The organism is Niastella vici (assembly GCF_002077945.1).
Taxonomy (GTDB): Bacteria; Bacteroidota; Bacteroidia; order Chitinophagales; family Chitinophagaceae; genus Niastella; species Niastella vici.
In genome coordinates this window covers 1-2,526 of record NZ_LVYD01000121.1, presented here as the reverse complement: position 1 = coordinate 2,526, position 2,526 = coordinate 1, and the positions used below count along the sequence as shown (strand labels likewise).

Genomic DNA, 2,526 nt, shown 5'->3' with positions numbered 1-2,526 from the left:
TGTAGTCGGTAAGCAACAATGCAGAGTTTTTGGCAATTAGAAGTGCAGAACATTTGGCAACAACCATTACACAAAAATTGGCAACAAGAGTGCAGAGCGGTGTCAAAAATAAGAGCATTGATTTAGTCTTCAAAAATTGTTTTCCTGTTTTCCAGCCGGTAGCTCTTACCGGACAGGTTAATCACTTCACATTGGAACAGTAAGCGGTCCAGCAAGGCAGTTGCCAGTACTTCATCACCGAGCATTTGGGCCCACTCTGCTGGTTTCTTATTGGTGGTGATGATAAAGGATGTTCTTTCATAAATCTGATTGATAAAATTAAACAGGCTCACCGCCTCCTTTTTTTCGACAGGGAACAGCATGATGTCGTCGATTACGATCAGGTGTGCCTGTAGTAACCGTTTGTATTCAGCTTTTGCAGTCCGGGTGATCTCCTTCATCTTCAGGGTGCTGATCAGGCCGTCCATAGTTCTGAAGTAAGCCTTATAGCCTTTTTTAATAGCTTCAAAACAAAGTCCTCCCGAGAGGAACGTTTTTCCGGTACCCGATGGCCCCATACAGATGATGTTAAAAATCTGGTCCATCCAGTGCAGTTCCTGCAATTGGTGCAGTTTAGCGATCGTGAGCCCATTATTGACGCTGTGATCGTACGTGCTCAGGTCACAGTGTTTCGGTAAGCAAGCCAGCTTCATTCGCTTTTTAATGTCCTTTTGCTGGCGGTAATCGGCCTCTGCACGCAGGAAGCTAAGGGTATAATCCAAATACCCTTGCGCTTTAGCTTCTGCTTCGGTGATAAGTTCGTCTATGACCTTGTTTATGCCACTCATGTTGAACTGTTGGCAATACTGCCTGATTAATTGCTTTTGTTCCATTGGTTTTGTTGTTTAATAAAAAAATTTAAAACATGTCATAATCGTTGATGGAGCTCGTTGCCGGCTGTATCAGCGCCTGGTCCGGCGGTTGATTGTTTAAGGGATTTAGTGTTAGTTGTAAGCCGGCTCCCTGCTGCTGGGGTTCATCCGTTTGTTCGTAGAGGTAATGGGCCACAATGGCTTTAAAGTCGCCGGCGCCATTGATACCATGTTGCTGACAGTAAGCCAGCGCATCGTCAACTATCTGTGGGGTGGTAGCACTGGCCACCTGCACCAGGATCATCAACTGGTCCCGGACGTAACGTGGTTTATCCTGGCGGATGGCTGATACCAGTTGTCGTCCTTTTTGCGGATCGGCAAGCAGTGAGCAGAACTGTTCCTCCAATTCTATGATGGCCTGGCTCTTTTCCCTTCTATGATCGTTGTTGATAATCTTTTCTCCTCTGCCAGCGCTTACCAGGTGGCGACAAAGCTCCCGGTGTTGCAAATCATACAAGACGATACAGGTGCCTTGTTTTTCAAGCAACACCTTGCTTCCCCGGCCCTTATAGGTTCCCGCTGGCAGCGAGTAAAAGTTCCCTTTATAAGAGAAGCTGTTATCCTTACGGACGGTATATTCAACTGCGTCGGGCCGACTGATGACCACAGGACCAAAAGGACGCAGGAACGGCTTTTCTATCTCCCATTCCGCTACAGGTCGCTTTCTGGTAAAGCTGTGAGGCAGTTCATTGGCGGTTCTGGCCAGCCAGGCCAGTGCTTCGGAGTTGAGCAGATCGATATCGACAAAGGTTCTGTTGTACAGGAAGTTTTGCTTAACATACTTGACCAGATTTTCTACTTTGCCTTTGCTTTGCGGGTCTGATTTTCGGCAGAAGTGAAGCCGGAAGCCCCGTTGCTGCTGATAGTTTTTAAAAGCATCCGTTAAAATAAGATCGCCGTTGTTCTCATCGATCATAAACACCCTGTCCTGATCGTAGACCAGTGTATCTGGTATCCCTTCCAGAAAGACAAAGCCATTTTCATGGGCGTCTATAGCTGTATGAGCCGTAAATGGTTCTTTAGAGAAAAAGACATATTTGTAGCGGGACCGGGAGAGCACCATCGTCAAAAAGTACACCTTAACCCTTTTGCCCTGGCTGTTACGCATATTGTACACGCCAAAATCTACCTGCCCCTGAAGACCGTACGGTGTTTCTTCTACCATTGCGTAAATGCGGACTTCATCTGTCTTTGGCAGATGATACTGCTGGCGTATCCATGCTACAAAATTGAACACGGTTTTGGGTGATACGGCTGGGAAGTCTGTAAAATGCTCTTTGAGCCAATCGTGCATCTGAGCTGAGGAGGTGTCGCGATATAGTTCCACCCTCGATTTAACGAAGCTCTCGTAAGGCTCCAGCACCTTATTTTTTATTGAACAGCTTTGGAGATATTTCTCATAGTCGCGATCGTCTTCGATGGATAACAGCCGTTTAACGGTGCGCCAGTTCAGGCCAAAAAACTTACTGATATAGCTGATGGAAAAACCATCTCTGGAGAGCTGATGTACCTGGTGATAGATCATAAGTTTCGATAAATAAGGGGTCATTGACATCGCCGCAATAATTTAGGCGGCAAAAGTGACTTTTTCCCTTTGCGGGGCATGCCCCGCAAA

General features: G+C 46.6%; 2 protein-coding genes. Both read right to left on the bottom strand.

The window, feature by feature from the left end; all coding sequences use genetic code 11:
• Positions 1 to 122 precede the first annotated feature (122 nt).
• A complete protein-coding gene (istB, locus tag A3860_RS37600; RefSeq protein ID WP_081155754.1) occupies positions 123 to 872 on the bottom strand; it encodes an IS21-like element helper ATPase IstB in 750 nt (249 codons plus the stop codon).
• Positions 873 to 897: 25 nt separating this feature from the next.
• Positions 898 to 2,466, bottom strand: coding sequence for a DDE-type integrase/transposase/recombinase (locus tag A3860_RS37595; protein WP_081155753.1), 1,569 nt, complete (start codon positions 2,464 to 2,466; stop codon positions 898 to 900).
• Positions 2,467 to 2,526 lie beyond the last annotated feature (60 nt).